The sequence below is a fragment of the Paenarthrobacter sp. YAF11_1 genome (genome assembly GCF_052113445.1).
Classification (GTDB): Bacteria; Actinomycetota; Actinomycetes; order Actinomycetales; family Micrococcaceae; genus Arthrobacter.
This window is the reverse complement of the sequence record NZ_JBFRDF010000002.1, coordinates 239,688-256,313: the sequence shown is the minus strand read 5'-3', so window position 1 is coordinate 256,313 and position 16,626 is coordinate 239,688. Positions and strand designations below refer to the sequence as shown.

Annotated in this window: 14 protein-coding genes; 11 read left to right on the top strand and 3 right to left on the bottom strand. The window is 61.4% G+C overall.

Annotated elements, in window-relative coordinates:
• Positions 1–112 precede the first annotated feature (112 nt).
• The gene (locus AB4Y77_RS05245; protein ID WP_311212921.1) at positions 113–964 is read right to left on the bottom strand and encodes a DUF3097 domain-containing protein; all 852 of its coding nucleotides are present in this window, start codon (positions 962–964) and stop codon (positions 113–115) included.
• A 177-nt stretch (positions 965–1,141) separates the two neighbouring features.
• On the opposite strand from AB4Y77_RS05245, the gene hrcA reads away from it, so the two are divergent.
• From hrcA to AB4Y77_RS05230, 3 genes are read left to right on the top strand one after another with little or no spacing between them, the layout of a single operon-like run.
• Complete coding sequence (gene hrcA / locus AB4Y77_RS05240) at positions 1,142–2,149, top strand: heat-inducible transcriptional repressor HrcA (protein ID WP_311212920.1); 1,008 nt, start codon at positions 1,142–1,144, stop codon at positions 2,147–2,149.
• A 50-nt stretch (positions 2,150–2,199) separates the two neighbouring features.
• Entirely contained in the window at positions 2,200–3,327 is a 1,128-nt protein-coding gene (gene dnaJ / locus AB4Y77_RS05235; protein WP_207593638.1) for a molecular chaperone DnaJ, read from the top strand.
• A gap of 2 nt (positions 3,328–3,329) precedes the next feature.
• A complete protein-coding gene (locus AB4Y77_RS05230; protein WP_442013166.1) occupies positions 3,330–4,100 on the top strand; it encodes a 16S rRNA (uracil(1498)-N(3))-methyltransferase in 771 nt (256 codons plus the stop codon).
• A 33-nt stretch (positions 4,101–4,133) separates the two neighbouring features.
• Here the strand turns inward: AB4Y77_RS05230 and AB4Y77_RS05225 are convergent, their stop codons facing one another.
• Positions 4,134–5,006, bottom strand: a complete 873-nt coding sequence (locus tag AB4Y77_RS05225) for a GerMN domain-containing protein (RefSeq protein WP_311213069.1) — start codon at positions 5,004–5,006, stop codon at positions 4,134–4,136.
• Positions 5,007–5,430: 424 nt separating this feature from the next.
• On the opposite strand from AB4Y77_RS05225, the gene AB4Y77_RS05220 reads away from it, so the two are divergent.
• The 5 genes from AB4Y77_RS05220 (at position 5,431) to AB4Y77_RS05200 (ending at position 10,922) form a co-directional block, all read left to right on the top strand.
• Positions 5,431–6,513, top strand: coding sequence for a PhoH family protein (locus AB4Y77_RS05220; protein ID WP_311212917.1), 1,083 nt, complete (start codon positions 5,431–5,433; stop codon positions 6,511–6,513).
• Positions 6,510–6,983, top strand: coding sequence for an rRNA maturation RNase YbeY (ybeY, locus tag AB4Y77_RS05215; protein WP_442013165.1), 474 nt, complete (start codon positions 6,510–6,512; stop codon positions 6,981–6,983). Before AB4Y77_RS05220 ends, ybeY begins: the two co-directional genes overlap by 4 nt.
• On the top strand, positions 6,980–8,311 hold the full coding sequence (locus tag AB4Y77_RS05210) for a hemolysin family protein (protein ID WP_089595198.1): 1,332 nt from the start codon (positions 6,980–6,982) through the stop codon (positions 8,309–8,311). Before ybeY ends, AB4Y77_RS05210 begins: the two co-directional genes overlap by 4 nt.
• Positions 8,295–9,257: a GTPase Era gene (era, locus tag AB4Y77_RS05205; RefSeq protein WP_089595197.1), complete on the top strand. Its 963-nt coding sequence runs from the start codon at positions 8,295–8,297 to the stop codon at positions 9,255–9,257. The genes AB4Y77_RS05210 and era overlap by 17 nt, the downstream gene beginning before the upstream one ends.
• A gap of 105 nt (positions 9,258–9,362) precedes the next feature.
• Positions 9,363–10,922 carry an LCP family protein gene (locus AB4Y77_RS05200; RefSeq protein WP_442013164.1) on the top strand — a complete coding sequence of 520 codons (1,560 nt, stop codon included), beginning with the start codon at positions 9,363–9,365 and terminating at the stop codon, positions 10,920–10,922.
• Positions 10,923–11,017: 95 nt separating this feature from the next.
• Here the strand turns inward: AB4Y77_RS05200 and AB4Y77_RS05195 are convergent, their stop codons facing one another.
• The gene (locus AB4Y77_RS05195) at positions 11,018–12,970 is read right to left on the bottom strand and encodes a M13 family metallopeptidase (protein ID WP_442013163.1); all 1,953 of its coding nucleotides are present in this window, start codon (positions 12,968–12,970) and stop codon (positions 11,018–11,020) included.
• A gap of 249 nt (positions 12,971–13,219) precedes the next feature.
• Between AB4Y77_RS05195 and leuA the strand changes: the two genes are divergently transcribed.
• The 3 genes from leuA (at position 13,220) to AB4Y77_RS05180 (ending at position 16,625) form a co-directional block, all read left to right on the top strand.
• Positions 13,220–14,959: a 2-isopropylmalate synthase gene (gene leuA / locus AB4Y77_RS05190; protein ID WP_089595194.1), complete on the top strand. Its 1,740-nt coding sequence runs from the start codon at positions 13,220–13,222 to the stop codon at positions 14,957–14,959.
• Positions 14,960–15,045: 86 nt separating this feature from the next.
• Positions 15,046–15,798 carry a DNA repair protein RecO gene (recO, locus tag AB4Y77_RS05185; RefSeq protein ID WP_442013162.1) on the top strand — a complete coding sequence of 251 codons (753 nt, stop codon included), beginning with the start codon at positions 15,046–15,048 and terminating at the stop codon, positions 15,796–15,798.
• 2 nt (positions 15,799–15,800) lie between these two features.
• Positions 15,801–16,625 (top strand): isoprenyl transferase, encoded by an 825-nt coding sequence (locus tag AB4Y77_RS05180; protein ID WP_442013161.1) that lies wholly within the window; start codon positions 15,801–15,803, stop codon positions 16,623–16,625.
• The last annotated feature ends 1 nt before the right edge of the window (position 16,626 follow it).

The following is a 16,626-nucleotide window of genomic DNA, read 5'->3' as shown; positions in this document are numbered from 1 at the left end:
CCTTTGCTGTAAAGATGGTGCGGTGTTGCTGTCCCAGAATACCGGCCCCGGCAGGCTTCCCGGGACAAGCGCCACGATGACACGTCAGTTGCTGCTGCTTTGAGGGCAATGGTCAGGGAACTGTGAGGAAATCGATGACTTCCTCCACGCGGCCCAGCAGCGAAGCTTCGAGGTCGGCGTAGCTGCGAACCGCTCCGAGAAGCCGTTGCCAGCCCAGTCCTATGTCCTCCGCGGTCTCGTGGGGCCACCCGAAGGCGGTAAGAATCCCGGTCTTCCAGTCGGTGCCGCGGGGCACGGACGGCCAAGCCTCAATTCCCAGGACTTTGGGCCTGATGGCCTGCCAGACATCGATATAGGGGTGTCCGACGATCAGGACATTTCCCGCGGCTCCAGGCACAGTCATGGCATCAGCTGCGATGCGGGACTCTTTGGAGCCGGCCACGAGGTGGTCCACCAGGATGCCGAGGCGCCGGCCGGGACCGGGGTTGAAGGCGGATATTACCGACTTGAGGTCATCGACTCCGTGCAGGGGCTCCACCACAATGCCCTCGACGCGGAGATCGTCGCCCCAGACTTTCTCGACGAGTTCGGCGTCGTGTTTTCCTTCCACCCAAATGCGGCTGGCTTTGGCCACCTGGGCGCGTTGACCTTGAACCTTCACCGAACCTGATGCCGTGCGCCCCGCCTGAACGGCCGGCGTCGGTTGCCGTGGGGCCGGGGGCATCAACCGGATGGGCTGCCCCTCGAGCAGGAAGCCAAATCCGAGTTGGAACGACTTCGTCTTCCCCCGTCTGTCCTCAAGGGACACAATGTGCATGCCGCCGGTTTTCTCGACCCGGGTGACTTCGCCCACCCAGCCTGACTGGACGTCTTCGAGGACCATCCCGCGTTGGACGGCAACCTCCGGCAGTTGCCGTTTGGCCGGAGCTGACAGATCCTGCGGACCCCACGTGTCGAAAGCCAAGGAGTTCCTACCTTTGTGCTGGGTTGTATAGTGCAGTGCTGATTTGCGCTGGGTTGGGACGGGAAAGTTCAATGCTAGCAACGGGGTGGCTCATACTAGACTGGTTAGCACTTGGGCATGTTGAGTGCTAAGTGGACCCGGTCCCAGAGACCACGGCAGTCGTCAGGAGGTGGAGCAATGAGTGAGCCGCGCAAGTTGGAAGTGCTGCGTGCCATCGTTGAAGATTACGTGCATTCTCGGGAGCCTGTTGGATCGAAGGCCCTTGTTGAACGGCACCATCTCGGTGTTTCAAGCGCCACCATCCGTAACGACATGGCCGTTTTGGAAGAAGAAGGCCTCATTGCAGCGCCGCACACCAGTGCCGGTCGTATTCCCACCGACAAGGGCTATCGCCTGTTCGTCGATCGCATCTCCCAGGTCAAGCCCCTTTCGGCCGCCGAGCGGCGGGCCATCCATTCGTTGCTTGAAGGCCCTGATGATGTCGACGACATCCTGGAGCGCACCGTAAGGCTCCTGTCGCAACTGACCAACCAGGTCGCCGTCGTGCAGTATCCACACTCGAACCGCGCTCTGGTACGGCACGTTGAGTTCGTCCTGTTGGCGCCACAACAGGTTTTGGTGGTGCTGATTGCCGATACCGGCAGCGTCGGCCAGAAGGTCATCGATGCTGGTTCGGACGTGGGCGACGACGCTTTGATGCGACTGAGATCCCGCTTCCTGGGCAGCATCGCAGGGACACAACTGGCCCTGTTGCCGCAGGTGCTTCCGTCGGTGATTGCCCTGTGCCCGCCGGAGCTTCGGGGACTGGCCCACACATTGGCCAACGGGCTGCAGGCCCTGAGTGACAACAGCCGCGAAGAACGCATCCTCATGGCCGGTACGGCCAACCTCGCCAGGTCCAACGTGGACTTCCCCTTGAGCATTGGCCCGGTGCTGGAAGCTCTTGAGGAACAAGTTGTCATGCTCCGGTTGTTATCAGACATGGGGGATGACCCCCGTGGCGTCACCGTGAGTATCGGCCGGGAAAATCCCTACGACGGATTGGCAGAAGCTTCCGTTGTCGCCACCGGGTACGGCTCCGGCGCCAAGGTGGGGATTCTGGGGCCAACCCGCATGGATTATCCAACGACCATGGCCGCAGTCCGGGCCGTGGCCCGTTACCTTTCACGCATTCTTGGCGGCTGAAGGCCGTCCCGAAGAAACATCCGCAGTACAACAAGGAAGAGATACCGACTTTGAGCAGCCACTATGACGTTTTGGGAGTCTCGCCGGAAGCCACCGGGGAAGAGATCAAAAAGGCGTACCGCAAGTTGGCGCGGAAACTCCACCCGGACGTAAACCCAGGTGAAGATGTCGCGGAACAGTTCAAGGCCGTGACCCATGCTTATGAGGTCCTGTCCGATCCCCAGAAGCGCCGCGTCTACGATGCCACCGGCAACGAGAATGGAACGGACAACGGGTTTGGTGGCGGATATTCCGGCCAGGGCTTCGCGTTCCAGGACATTTTCGATACGTTCTTTGGTGGTGGCGGCGGTCACGGTGGGCCGGCCTCCCGTGTGCGACGCGGCCAGGACGCACTCATCAGCGTCCGCATCGACCTTAAGGACGCCGTTTTCGGTGTCAACAAGAAGCTTGAAGTGGACACGGCCGTGACCTGCCCCACCTGTGACGGCAGCTGCTGCCGCCCGGGCACCCATCCGGAACGTTGTGACATCTGTGGTGGCAGTGGCCAGGTCCAGCGGGCTGTCCGCTCCATCCTCGGCCAAGTTATGACTGCCGCCCCTTGCGGTTCCTGTGAGGGCTTCGGCACGGTCATCAAGGACCCCTGCAATGAGTGCAACGGCCAAGGCCGCATCCGCAGCCGTCGTTCGCTGACCATCAAGGTTCCTGCCGGTGTTGCCACCGGTACTCGCATCCAGTTGTCCGGCCAGGGTGAAGCAGGGCCCGCAGGCGGCCCGTCCGGCGACCTCTACGTGGAGATCCGTGTCAACAACGATTCCATGTTCATGCGCGAAGGCGACGACCTCCACGCCACCCTCAGCGTGCCCATGACGGCCGCGGCGCTGGGTACGGAGTTGCAGCTGGATACCTTCGACGGCGCACAGGACATTGACGTGAAGGCCGGAACCCAGTCAGGCGAGATCATCACCCTCCGGGGCCTGGGTGTCACGCACCTGCGTGGTTACGGCCGCGGCGACCTCAAGGTACACCTCCACGTTGAAACGCCGAGCAAGCTGGATCCGGCGCAGGAAGAATTGTTGCAGCAGCTCGCCAAGCTTCGCGGGGAGCAGTTCACCGAAGGAAAGCTCGTGGCCAGCGGCGGGATGTTCGCCAAGCTTCGGGACAAGCTCGGTAACCTGTAGCGGTGAGCAACCCCGTTTTCTTCACCTCGGCCGGCAGCCTTGGCGATGTCGGCGCCGGCGGTACCTTCGTGCTGGAAGGTCCGGAAGCGCGGCACGCGGTTACGGTCAAGCGACTTGTGGTGGGAGAGCCAGTCGACATAGCCGATGGGGCCGGCGCGCGGTTGACCGGCACGGTCGCCGAGGCCGGGCCCGCGGGCCTGATTGTCACTGCCTCCGACGTTGTCTTTGAAGACCTGCCGGACGTCCGCTTGGTGCTGGTCCAGGCCCTGGCCAAGGGCGACCGTGACGAACTTGCCATCGAGACAGCCACGGAACTCGGAATTGATGCTGTGCTTCCGTGGCAGTCGGAGCGTTCCATTGTTCGATGGAAGGGCGATCGCGCCGCAAAGGCCCACGCCAAGTGGGAGTCCGTGGTCACCGCTGCCGCCAAGCAGGCCCGGCGGGCGTGGATTCCTGAGGTGAGGTCCATGGTGGACACTGGGTCCTTGGCGAACGCTGTTGCCCAAGCTGACCTTGCCATCATCCTGCATGAAGACGCGAAGAATCCCTTGCGGACCGTCCTTGAGGAGTTGGCGGCAGCGGCAACCAACGCCAGCGCTCCCCGCGAGGTGCTGCTGATTGTGGGCCCCGAAGGCGGGATCTCACCCCGCGAAGTAACGCGGCTTAGTGATGCCGGCGCCGTGACGGCACTCTTGGGGCACCATGTCTTGAGGTCCTCGACGGCAGGACCGGCCGCCGTCGTTCTTGCCAGCGACATCCTGGGACGCTGGTAGGAGCGGCCTTGGGCCGCATCCGGCCCCGGGCAGCTACCCGACCCTGAACAGGCGGGTGTCGGTGCTGGTCGCGATGGCGTTGCCCGCGTTGTCTACTTGGGAGACGCGTACCTCGTACTGGCCGGCTTTCAACGTGGCACCAAAGGTGAACAGGCCATACTGCCCGGGTTCGCCGGTGGCTTGCGTTTGGCCCGTGAGAAGGCTGGCCTTTTCGCCCTTGCCGTTGTCCTGCAGGACCTGCCAGGCGATGGGCTTGGAGCTGTCAGTGCTTCGACCGTTGAACTTGACCAGTCCGGTGGGCAGGGTGGTGTCTTCCTGCGGATCGATGATCCAGAGCGGGGCAACCAGGGAAGCGTCGCGCGTCATTGGTTCCCCCAGCTGCACTTGCCCGAACGCCATATAGTCCTTGTGGCCATCGACCAGGATGACTACTTGGATCTGCTGGCCTGAATTGATGAGCCCTGAGGACGAGGCTGCGGCGGTCGCCGTGTAGACGAGTTGCTGCACTGCCCGCTGCGCCATGCCGGCGTCCAGGTTCGAGTTGAAAGCATCGCGGGAAATATCGACTGTGATGACGTTTTTGCCCGAAATGGAGGTGGCCAGGCTGGCGGGTTCCTGCCAGGGTGTGAAGAAGTCATGATCCAACGGCTTTTCCGCCATCATGATCCTCAGCGCTGTGGTCACAGGATTTCCGTCGCCGGAGATATCCCTGAACTCGCGGTAGAGGTAGACCTCTTCCTTGCTCCGTCCAATCCAGTAGACCGGGATCTTGGTGGAGGCCTGGGTGGTTTCGAGCGGGGCGTTGCTGGCCGGGGCTTCCTGGACGGTCAGCGGCGGCGGAGTGGAGGTGGCCTGGGTGCCACCGCCGTTGGCGATGCAACCGGTCAGGAGGAGGACAGCGAGCATAGCCGGCACGGCAACAGCGGACTTGGTCCGCTTGTTCGCGCCATGAACGTTGCTGGCTGTTTTCTTGATGGTTTTCCTGTCCTGCCCTGCATGGTTTGGCAGCCATTTGTTGGCTGGCGTGCGGGGTTCAGTTTCCACCCGCTATGCCAGCTTGGCACATCGTCGACGGCGGTCGGCCGGGTTTCCGGGGGAGGCCGCCAACTGAAACATGATTGATACCGGCTTGATGCCGAGTTGAGACAAAATGTCCGTACCGGCCCCGGGTGCCCAATGAGGCTGCCGGGAGAGGTCCATCAAAGGCCGGGCTGGCGTAGGATTGAAGACATTCCGGCATGAACGCGGGCAGTGTAAGCCCGCAGCTAATGTCGAATCGATGGCGTTATTATCGACCAACCGGAGGAGAAAAGGCCTGAGGGCCAGCACTATGAGTGAATCTTTGAACGGGCGGCTCAGGACCGGAAACGGCAACCAGCCGCCCAACGAGTTCCCGCACACTTTACCGGGCACGCGCACGGAAGTCGTCACCTTCGACAACTCCGACCAGATGGTTCACTCGTTGGGCAGCCATGACGAAGCCTTGAGGTACATCGAGGAACAGTTCCAGGACGTCAACTTCCATGTCCGCGGCAACGAGCTCTCCATGACCGGGCCATCCACCGTCATCCCCCGCGTCATGCGCCTCCTCGAGGAAGTCCGCGGGTTGGTGGCAAAGGGGACTGTGGTGACGCCGGACGTCCTCCAGCAGCTGGTCTCCCTGCTCAGGGCCCAGTCGGTGCAGAATCCTGCTGATGTGCTGACCCACAACATCCTGTCCAGCCGTGGCAAGACCATCCGTCCGAAGACACTTAACCAGAAGAACTACGTGGATGCCATCGACGCAAACACGGTGATTTTCGGTATCGGTCCAGCTGGCACGGGCAAGACCTACCTGGCCATGGCCAAGGCCGTGCAGGCACTGCAGATGAAGGAAGTCAGCAGGATTATTCTGACGCGGCCTGCTGTGGAGGCAGGGGAGCGGCTGGGGTTCCTGCCCGGTACATTGAGCGACAAGATCGATCCGTACCTTCGACCGCTCTATGACGCCCTCCACGACATGATGGATCCGGAATCCATCCCACGGCTGATGGCTGCGGGCACCATTGAGGTGGCGCCTTTGGCATACATGCGCGGACGCACGCTCAATGACGCCTTCATCATTCTTGATGAAGCGCAGAACACCACACCCGAACAGATGAAGATGTTCCTGACCCGCCTCGGCTTTGGTTCAAAAATGGTGGTCACCGGCGACGTCACCCAGATCGACCTTCCGCTGGGCGCGACGTCGGGCCTTCGGATTGTCCGGGAAATCCTGACCGGCATAGACGACGTCAATTTCTCTATTCTTGAGGCGGCCGACGTCGTTCGGCATCGCCTGGTGGCCGACATCGTATCCGCCTACAGCACTTGGGATGACGCGCATCGCAAAGACGCGTCAGGCACACATTACAAACGTGGAGAACGTCAATGAGTATTGAAGTCAACAACGAGTCCGGTGTGGCGGTGGACGAAGCCCAGCTGGTGACGTTGTCCCGCTTCATCTTCGAACGGCTCTACATCCATCCGCAGGCGGAGCTTTCCATTCTCCTGGTCGATGAACCCGCCATGGAGAAGCTCCACATCGAACTGATGGATGAGCCCGGGGCCACTGACGTCCTGTCTGTTCCCATGGACGAGCTCACGCCAGGCACCCCGGGCAAGCCAACCCCGCAGGGAATGCTGGGCGACATCGCCATCTGCCCCCAGGTAGCCGAAGTGCAGGCCCGCAACGCAGGTCACCCCACCCAGGATGAGATGCTGCTCCTGACAACCCATGGCATCCTCCACCTTCTGGGATTCGACCACGCCGAACCCGAGGAAAAAGAAGAGATGTTCGGTTTGCAGCGCGAACTGCTGTCTGAATTCCTGGGCAAGGATGCCCCCATGGAGACCATGCAGTGACCTGGATCATCCTGGTCGGCATGGCGCTGGTTTTCCTCAGCTTTGTCGCCTTGTTGACGGCTGCTGAGGCCGCGTTCAATTTCCTTCCCCGGCATGAGGCCGAACAATCCATTGTCCGCAGCAAGGGCAAAGCCCTGAGCGGGATCCTCAAAGCTCCCATTGCCCACATGCGCGCCCTGCGTTTCTGGCGTGTGTGGTTCGAGATGGCCGCTGCAGTAGCTGTGGCGGTGGTGCTGCACAGTTTGCTCGACAACGTCTGGCTCGCCGGGCTTGCTGCTACAGGCATCATGGCCGTCATCGGATTCGTCCTGGTGGGTGTGTCGCCGCGGCAGCTGGGGAGGGCGCATTCCGGCCCCGTTGTTCGCTTCACGGCTCCGCTGATCCGCTTCCTCTGCTGGGTTCTCGGCCCCATCCCCGGGTGGCTCGTGGCCCTTGGCCAGGCAGTGGCTCCTGGCGCCCCCAGCGGTGACGATGCATTCGTCAGCGAGGAAGAGTTCCGGGAATTCGTGGACCGCGCCGCCGAGTCGGACATGATCGAGGACAATGAGGCTGAACTCATCCATTCGGTCTTCGACTTCGGCGACACGTTGGTCCGTTCCGTCATGGTTCCCCGCACAGACATTGTCAGCATCGGTACCGGCTCGGACCTCGAGACGGCCATGGGCCTCTTCCTGCGGTCGGGCTATTCCAGGATTCCGGTCATCGGGGAGAACACGGACCAGATCCGTGGAATCCTTTATTTGAAGGATGTCGCCGCCGCCATGCATCGAGGCGAACCCGGACTGCAGGCACACGACGTCGACTCCCTCGCCCGGGACGTCCGGTACGTCCCTGAATCCAAGCTCGTAAGTGACCTTCTCAGGGAACTGCAGCAGGAATCCACCCACGTGGCGATCGTGATCGATGAGTACGGTGGTACTGCCGGACTGGTGACCCTTGAGGACCTGATCGAGGAGATCGTGGGCGAGATCGTGGATGAATACGATGCCGCCGCAGAAGAAGCAGTGGACCTTGGCGACGGCACTTTCCGGGTCAGCGCCCGTATGAGCATCGACGACCTCGGTGAATTGTTCGACATTGACCTCGACGACGACGAGGTGGACACCGTGGGCGGCCTCCTCGCCAAAGCCCTGGGCCAGGTCCCGATTGTCGGCAGCTCAGTTGACGTGGATGGAATATCACTCAGGGCGGATAGGCTTGAGGGTCGCCGAAACAGGGTCAGCCACATCATTGCGGCAGCCATGCCAAAGGAAGACACTGACTTTGAAGACCTACTCGATGACGCCGACTCAACGCAACAGGGAGTTCCACGTGAGCAAGCAAAATAAGAAATTCGATGCCGATAATGACTTCGGTGGCTTCCACGCAGGCTTCTCTGTGCTGGTGGGTCGGCCCAATGCGGGCAAGTCGACACTGACCAATGCCTTGGTTGGCCAGAAGGTGGCCATCACCTCGGCCAAGCCGCAGACCACGCGGCACACGATCCGTGGCATCGTCCACCGCGAGGATGCGCAACTGATCCTCGTGGACACTCCTGGTTTGCACAGGCCGCGTACGTTGCTGGGTAAGCGGCTCAATGATCTCGTAGCCGATACCTTGTCCGAAGTGGACGCCATTGGATTCTGCTTGCCGGCGAACGAGAAGATCGGCCCCGGCGACAAATACATCGCAGCTCAACTGGCGGCCGTGGGTAGAAAGCCGATCGTTGCCCTCGTGACCAAAACCGACCTTGTTGACCGCCAGGCCCTGACCGAGCAATTGCTCGCTGTCGCTGCCTTGGGACGCGATGTCCTGGGCGAGCAGGGCTGGGCCGACATCGTCCCCGTTTCAGCGGCCGACGGCTTCCAGGTCTCCACTGTCGCGGACGTATTGATAAGCCACATGCCGTCCTCGCCCCCGCTGTACCCGGACGGTGAACTGACGGACGAGCCCGAGGCCGTCATGATTGCGGAACTTATCCGGGAGGCTGCCCTGGAAGGTGTCCGCGACGAACTTCCCCACTCGCTGGCCGTGGTGGTCGAAGAAATCGTTCCCCGTGAAGGTCGAACCGAGGACAACCCTCTCCTGGACGTTCGGGTCAACCTTTATGTCGAGCGACCCTCACAGAAGGCCATCATCATCGGCAAGGGTGGAAGCCGGCTGCGTGAAGTCGGTACCAACGCACGGAAGGGCATCGAGACCCTCCTGGGCACTCGAATCTACCTGGATCTGCACGTCAAGGTGGCCAAGGACTGGCAGCGGGATCCCAAACAATTGGTCAAACTCGGGTTCTAACGGGCAAGACACGTCCCGGCATCGTAGAGGTGCGATAAGGAACTTCCCAGATTCGGCAACTATGATGGCGGGAATCCACGTGTTTGAGGAAAGGTAAACCGAATAGTGCGACGTCGTGACGCCCGCCCGCAGGGCACCGGCACCGCTGGCCCCGTTGCGGGTCGCCATGGAGAGGATGCCGACGGCACTCCCCGCCACATGAAGGCACGCAAGGGACTCCCGCTGTGGCTGAAGATTGTTACCGGCGTTGTCTCCGTTGCCCTGGTTGCAGGCGTTGCCTTTGCCGCCTTTTGGTTCATCCGGCTGCAAAACAACATCACCAAGGCTCCGTTGAGTGCAGGGGAAAACCGTGACAGCGGTGAAGCCCTGGCCAATGACAAGTCCGACCGCCTGCAAATCCTCATCCTTGGTTCTGACACCCGTGACGGAAAAAACTCGGACTACGGCAGCACGGAAGACTCCACTGGCTACGGTCATTCGGACGTCATGATGCTGCTGGATATTTCCGCAGACAACAAGCGTGTGAGTGTCATGAGCTTCCCGCGTGACCTGCTGGTGGACGTGCCGCAATGCACCGACCGGACCAACAACCAGACGTTCCCCGCCCGCAGCGGTGTCATGATCAACGAGGCCATGGCTGAGGCGGGTATTGGCTGCGCTGTCGACACTGTCAACAAATTGACCGGCCTGGAAATCGACCACTTCATGATGGCGGACTTCAATGCCGTCAAGGAGTTGTCACACGCTGTTGGCGGCGTAAACGTGTGTGTCAGTGATCCCGTCTTTGACCCGGACTCCCGTCTTCGCCTGCCCAAGGGTGATTCCCTGGTTGAAGGCGAACAAGCCTTGGCCTTCCTGCGGACGCGCCACGCATTCGGTGATGGCGGCGATCTCGGCCGCATCAAGGGACAACAGGCTTTCCTCTCGTCCCTGACCAGGAAGCTCAAAGACGAAGGAACGTTGGGCAACCCGCAGAGGCTCCTGCAGATCGCCGACGTCGTCACCCAGAACCTCACCGTTGATGAGGGTCTGGCGTCCGTTCCATCGCTGTTGACCATCGGCGGGCGATTGAAGGACATTGACGTTTCCAAGGTGGCGTTCGTGGCCGTTCCTACCCAGGCAGCAGCAGTTGATCCGAACAGGCTGGAGCTTGTGGAGCCGCAGTCCTCACAGCTTTTTGCAGCTTTGCGGGCCGACCTTGACCTGACAACACCCGGGGCCACGTCGTCGCCCGGGGCCACTGAAACTCCTGCACCCCAACCCACAGCATCGACTCCTGCGGTCCCCGCCTACGACAAAGCGATCCAGCCGGTGGCAGTCGCGAATGGGAGCGGAGTAGCAGCGCGGGCCCAAGAGATCATGACGGTTCTGACAGGCGGTGGCTTCACCCAGGCGGTTTCCTATTTGGCGAACCCTGTTGACCAGACGGTGATCTACTACGGGGCCGGCTTCGCCGACGTCGCTGCGGACGTCGCTGCGCTCTACGGTATTCCGGCGGCCCAGGTGCAGCAGGCTCCCGGCGTGGCGGGTGTTCAGCTGTATGTTGGTACTGATTTTGGCACCGGCACTTCCTACGGAGCCACCTCTGTGCCCTCGGACGTCGTCAACCAGACCGCCAAAGACGCCGTCTGCCAACAAGTGAATCCGTTGTACATCGACCAATAGTCGGTACCTAGACCAGCAGCGGGCTGCGAGGCAGCCATGCACGGAAGGGGCCGGGCCAGTTCTTCATGAACTGACCCGGCCTCATCTTTCCGGTACTACCAGATGCTGACGCGGTCTCCGGATTCCATCCACATTCCATCCGCTGCGCTGATAGCAAATGCTTCATGGAAAGCATCAAGGTTGCGGGCAATGGCGTTGGTGCGGAACTCGTTGGGGGAGTGCGGATCGGTGGCCAGCCGTCGGATCGCCTCTTCGCGGCGGATCACTTGGCGCCAGCCGGCCGCCCACGACATGAAGAAGCGTTGCTGGCCAGTGAAGCCGTCGATCTCCTCAGGCTCCGTGCCATCCAGGCTGAGGAGGTAGGCCTTGTAGGCGATGGTCAGGCCGCCGAGGTCGCCGATGTTCTCGCCGAGGGTGAGTTTGCCGTTCACCTTGTGGTCGGGCGCCGCGTAGGGGGAGAGGGCGTCGTATTGTGCCACCAACTTGGCCGTGAGGGTTTCGAACGCGGTCCGGTCCTCTTCAGTCCACCAGTTGCGCAATGCCCCGCTTCCGTCGAACTGCGATCCTTGGTCGTCGAAGCCGTGGCCGATCTCGTGGCCGATGACGGCACCGATTCCGCCATAATTCACAGCGTCATCAGCATCTGCAGTGAAGAAGGGTGGCTGGAGAATTGCGGCCGGAAAGACGATCTCATTCAGCATGGGGTGATAGTAGGCATTGACCGTCTGGGGTGTCATGAGCCATTTGTTGAGGTCAACCGGTTTGCCGATCTCGTCCAGGTGACGATCGACATCAGCGTCATGCGCGCGCTCCACGTTGCCCAACAGATCTGATGGATCGATGTCCACGGCGGAGTAGTCGATCCATTTTTCCGGGAAGCCAATCTTGGGGCGGAAGGCCTCCAGCTTCTTGAGCGCTTCCTTCTTGGTTTCCTCACCCATCCACTCCAGGGAGGAGATGCTGTCACGGTATGCCTCGATCAGATTGGCGACGAGCGTCTCCATCCTTTCTTTGTGGCCCGCGGGGAAGTGTCGCTCCACGTAGATTTGTCCGACGGCTTCGCCAAGTGCCGCTTCGACAACGGCAACTCCACGCTTCCAGCGCTCCTTGTTCTGTGGCGTGCCGCTGAGTCTAGTGCCGTAGAAATCGAAGTTGGTGGTCACGAAATCAGACGAGAGGTACGGGGCAGCAGAGCTCAGGACCCTGAGTGTCAACCATTCCTTCCACGTTCCCAACGGCTCGGACTCCAGCAGGCCTGCAGCGCCGGCGAAGAAGTCCGGGGTGCTGACCACGATCTCGTTTCGCTTTGCAGGGTCCACGCGGGCGGCCTGGAACCAGGTGTCCAGCAGGGGGAACAGCTCCGATGCTTCCTCTGCCGACTTGAGGTTGTAGGTCTTCTGGGGATTCCGCAGCGTGACGTTGTCCCAGTGGTGCGCAGCCAAAGCAGTTTCGAGAGCGACGATGCGCGTTGAAGCTGCTTCGGCGTCCTGGATGCCGGCGAGGGCGAGCAGCTTGGCAATGTACTGGCTGTAGGCCGTCACGGTGCCGGCAAACTTTTCTTCCCTGTAGTAGGACTCGTCCGGTAGTCCAAGTCCGCCCTGCCCGATGTACAGGAGGATGCGCTCGGGGTTACCGGCATCAGGGGCCGGATAGATGGAGAAGAGCCCGGACACATCGGAGCGGAACAGGCGGCCGATCAGGGCAGCCAGTTCCTGGGTTGATCCCACCGCGTGGACTTCCCCGAGCCGGCCTCGGATGGGGTCGGCTCCTTTGGCCTCTGCTGCGGCCTCATCCATGAAGCTCGCGTAGAGTCCACCTACCTGCTGCTCGACGCCGGTTGCCGACTCTCCTTTGCCTGCAGCTTCTTCGATAATCGCTTTGACGGCCAACTCCGCTCCGTCCCGCAAAGCGGTGAACGTGCCTTCCAGCGGCCTGTCGTCAGGAATGGTTGTGCTGTTGAGCCACGCGCCGTTGACGTGTTGGTAGAGGTCGTCCTGGGGCCGGACGCTGTGATCGATGTTCGAAAGAGTGATCCCCGACTGTGGCACTGTGGCTCCTTGTGTGGCCGCAGCAGCCGGCGTTGCCACCGTCGCTGCGTCTGCATAGTGGACGTTGCATGAGGTGTTGCACTGTCATCATACGCATCGTGTTACTGTGATTTTGTGCGTACGGCGATGCTTCTTCTTAGCTGCCGCGGCGGGGCCTGAAAGCTATCTGAAGCTGGGCCATCCTCGCCGCGGAGTTCCGTTGTGTCCGGCTAAGCTTTCATATAGTTCTTAGAGAAAAGGCCACACGTCATGCGTAATGCACAAAAGCCCTCCGGTATGCCGATTCACCGCTACCTGCCGTTCCAGGACCAGATCACCGTAGAAGTTCCTGACCGCACGTGGCCGGACAAGGTCATCACCAAGGCCCCGCGTTGGTGCGCGGTTGACCTGCGCGATGGAAACCAGGCCCTGATCGACCCCATGAGCCCGGCACGTAAGCTGAAGATGTTCCAGTTGCTCGTGAAAATGGGGTACAAGGAAATTGAAGTCGGATTCCCTTCGGCATCCCAGACCGACTTCGACTTCGTCCGCCAGCTCATTGAGGGCGGCCACATCCCTGACGACGTCAGCATCCAGGTCCTGACCCAGGCACGTGAGCACCTGATCGAGCGAACGTACGAGTCCCTGGTGGGTGCCAAGCAGGCGATCGTCCACCTGTACAACTCCACCTCTGTGTTGCAAAGGCGTGTGGTCTTCAACCAGGACGAAGACGGAATCCTGGATATCGCGTTGCAGGGTGCCCGCCTGTGCAAGAAGTACGAAGAGACACTCGAAGATACCCACATCACCTATGAATACTCGCCGGAGTCCTTCACGGGAACCGAGCTCGAGTACGCGGCCCGCGTCTGCAACGCCATTGCCGATGTCTTTGAGGCATCTGCCGACAACCAGGTCATCATCAACCTGCCGGCCACTGTGGAGATGGCAACTCCGAACGTCTACGCCGACTCCATCGAGTGGATGCACCGTAACCTGCACCCCCGCGAGGGCATCATCATTTCCCTGCACCCACACAACGACCGCGGCACGGGCGTGGCTGCTGCCGAACTCGGTTACCTGGCCGGTGCTGACCGGATTGAAGGTTGCTTGTTCGGCAACGGAGAGCGCACCGGCAATGTGGACCTCGTAACGCTGGGGTTGAACATGTTCGTGCAGGGCGTGGACCCCATGATCGACTTCTCCGATATCGATGAAGTCCGCCGCACGGTGGAGTACTGCAACCAGTTGCCGGTTCCGGAGCGTTCGCCGTACGGTGGCGACCTCGTTTTCACGGCGTTTTCCGGTTCGCACCAGGACGCCATCAAGAAGGGTTTCGAAGCCCTGGAAAAGGACGCTGCTGCGGCCGGCACCTCGGTGGACGACTTCACCTGGCAGGTTCCTTACCTGCCCGTCGATCCAAAGGACCTCGGCCGCAGCTATGAAGCCGTGATCCGGGTCAACTCGCAATCAGGCAAGGGCGGGGTTGCCTACCTGCTGAAGAACGAGCACAATTTGGACCTGCCCCGCCGGGCACAGATTGAGTTTTCCGGAGTCATCCAGCGTCGCACCGACGCTGTGGGCGGCGAGGTCAGCGGTGCCCAGCTGTGGCAGGTCTTCCAGGATGAGTACCTGCCGTCCGACGAAGAGCAGGCACAGTGGGGTCGCTACGCGCTGGGCAGTGTAAGCACTGAGACTGACGAGTCCGGCGCCATGACCATGAATGCCAACCTGCGGATCGACGGCGTGGAGGTTCGGCGGACCGGGCACGGCAACGGTCCCATCGCTGCACTGTTGGACATCCTGCACCACGACGGCGTTGACGTCCGTGTGCTTGATTACAGCGAGCATGCCCTGTCCGAGGGCGGCAGTGCCAGCGCTGCAGCCTACGTCGAATGTGCCGTCGGCGAGCGGGTCCTGTGGGGCGTGGGGATTGACCCCAGCACCACCACATCATCCCTCAAGGCCCTGATTTCGGCCGTGAACCGTGCCGTGCGGGACGCCCGGGCCTAAGGTATCTGCCGTGTGGTGACGGGAAATACCGTCACCACACGGTCCGGCGGTCACCGCGCGGTCCAGTCATAGTGCGAAGATTAGTTGTGGCCAATCCGTCGTTTGCAGCACGGTCCTACAGGGACGATGCCGTGGTGCTCCGTACCCACAAGCTGGGCGAAGCGGATCGCATCATCACTCTCCTGACCAAGCACCACGGTCAAGTTCGGGCCGTCGCCAAGGGCGTGCGCAGGACCAGCAGCCGTTTCGGCGCTCGTCTGGAGCCGTTCATGGTGGCGGATTTGCAGCTTGTATCCGGGCGGACGCTGGACATCGTGACACAGGCTGTGGCCAAGGGCGCCTATGGAAGCAGCATTGCCGCAGACTATGGCAGGTTCACCGTGGCCGCTGCCATGACGGAGACCGCCGAAAAACTGACGGACGCCGATACCGAGTCCGGGACCGCCCACTACAACCTGCTGGTGGGCGCCTTGGCCGCCTTGAGCCGTTCAGACCATCCACCGGAACTTATCCTGGACTCCTATTTGCTGCGGGCTTTGGCCACCGGAGGTTGGGCCCCGAGTTTCACCGATTGCGCCCGGTGTGGCCGTCCGGGGCCCCACACGGCCTTTGCCGCTCCTGTTGGCGGCATGGTGTGCAGCGACTGCCGTCCTCCGGGTTCACCAGCGCCGGCCGCGGAGACAGTGGTTCTTCTCGGTGCATTACTGACAGGCAATTGGGGCGTGGCGGATGCATCGGATGCCCGGCATCGGCGTGAAGCCGCAGGACTGGTTGCCACCTACCTGCAATGGCATTTGGAACGGGCGCTGAAATCACTCAAACACGTGGAGCGAAGCTGACAGTGGCACTTGGTAAGAAAAGCAAGACAACACCGGCCAGGACGGCGCCGGTCATAGCGCCCTACGGGCACCCCTCCGGTGCAGTGCCGCCTGGTATTCCCAGTGAACTTATTCCGCAGCACGTGGCAATCGTCATGGACGGGAACGGGCGATGGGCAAACCAGCGGGGACTTCCCCGCATCGAGGGGCATAAGGCCGGCGAGCCTGCCTTGCTTGATGTGATGGCGGGGGCGATTGAACTGGGAATCAAGTACGTCAGCGTCTATGCCTTTTCAACGGAGAACTGGCGCCGATCGCCCGAAGAGATCCGCTTTCTCATGGGATTTAACAAGGATGTACTACGACGCCAGCGGAACCAATTGGATGAGTGGGGCGTGCGCATCCGCTGGGCAGGAAGGCGCCCGCGGCTTTGGGGTTCTGTCATCAAGGAACTTGAAGAAGCCGAGGAATACACGAAAGCCAACGACACGTGCACGTTGACCATGTGTGTTAACTACGGCGGCCGAGCCGAGATCGCCGACGCAGTCTCTGCCATTGCCCACGATGTCGCCGAAGGGCGTTTGAAACCCGGAGCGGTATCCGAGAAAACCATCCAGAGGTACCTGGATGAGCCAGACCTCCCGGATGTAGACCTTTTTCTTCGCAGTTCGGGTGAGCAGCGGCTCTCCAATTTCCTGCTGTGGCAGTCCGCGTATGCGGAGTTCGTCTTCATGGACACGCTGTGGCCGGATGTCGACAGGCGGACGCTGTGGGACGCCGTCGAGATCTATGCCAAGCGCGACAGGCGCTACGGAGGGGCCGTGGACGCGGCTGCCACCGGCAAATAGC